This is a genomic window from Thermobrachium celere DSM 8682 (genome assembly GCF_000430995.1).
Taxonomy (GTDB): domain Bacteria; phylum Bacillota; class Clostridia; order Clostridiales; family Caloramatoraceae; genus Thermobrachium; species Thermobrachium celere.
On record NZ_HF952029.1, the window covers coordinates 1 to 1,098 of the forward strand.

Annotated in this window: 2 tRNA genes and 2 rRNA genes; all 4 read right to left on the reverse strand. The window is 54.3% G+C overall.

Annotated elements, in window-relative coordinates:
- Positions 1-410 (reverse strand): 23S ribosomal RNA (locus TCEL_RS11375); the annotation flags it as partial.
- A 45-nt stretch (positions 411-455) separates the two neighbouring features.
- A tRNA-Ile gene (locus TCEL_RS11380) sits at positions 456-532 on the reverse strand.
- Positions 533-537: 5 nt separating this feature from the next.
- Positions 538-613: transfer RNA gene (locus TCEL_RS11385), tRNA-Ala, on the reverse strand.
- A 56-nt stretch (positions 614-669) separates the two neighbouring features.
- Positions 670-1,098, reverse strand: a 16S ribosomal RNA gene (locus TCEL_RS11390); the annotation flags it as partial.

Sequence of the window (1,098 nt, forward strand, 5' to 3'; positions counted from 1 at the left end):
GGTACTCTGGATCAGGTCTCGCTCAAAGTCCTTTTCGCCTACAGGGCTTTTACCTTCTGTGGCTGGCCTTTCCAGACCTATTCGGCTAAGAACTCCTTCGCTTTCTTGACCTGTCCGCAACCCCAGAGTTTCCTCTGGTTTGGGCTCCTCCCCTTTCGCTCGCCGCTACTTAGGGAATCGATTATTCTTTCTTTTCCTCCGGGTACTTAGATGTTTCAGTTCCCCGGGTGTGCCCTCCTTAGCCTATGGATTCAGCTAAGGATGCATGGCGTTAGCCATGCGGGTTCCCCCATTCGGACATCTGCGGATCACAGCCTGTTTGCGGCTACCCGCAGCTTTTCGCAGCTTACCACGTCCTTCATCGGCTCCTGGTGCCAAGGCATCCACCATGCGCCCTTTGTAGCTTGATCGTTACAAAGAACTTGTTACCTTTGGCTGTGCAGTTTTCAAAGAACTGGTGGGCTCAAGTGGAATCGAACCACCGACCTCACGCTTATCAGGCGTGCGCTCTAACCGTCTGAGCTATGAGCCCATATATGGTGGAGATGAGGAGATTCGAACTCCTGACCCCCTGCTTGCAAGGCAGGTGCTCTCCCAACTGAGCTACACCCCCACATTTAGACCTTACGGTCCTTCAAAACTAAACAGCGAGAGCTATTAAACCCTTAGAAAGGAGGTGATCCAGCCGCAGGTTCTCCTACGGCTACCTTGTTACGACTTCACCCCAATCACCAGCCCCACCTTCGACAGCTGCCTCCCTTGCGGGTTAGCCCACTGGCTTCGGGTGTTGCCGGCTCTCATGGTGTGACGGGCGGTGTGTACAAGGCCCGGGAACGTATTCACCGCGGCATGCTGATCCGCGATTACTAGCAACTCCGGCTTCATGTAGGCGAGTTGCAGCCTACAATCCGAACTGGGACCGGTTTTTGAGATTAGCTCCCCCTCACGGGTTTGCAACTCATTGTACCGGCCATTGTAGCACGTGTGTAGCCCAGAGCATAAGGGGCATGATGATTTGACGTCATCCCCACCTTCCTCCTGGTTAACCCAGGCAGTCCCTTTAGAGTGCCCACCCGAAGTGCTGGCAACTAAAGGCAA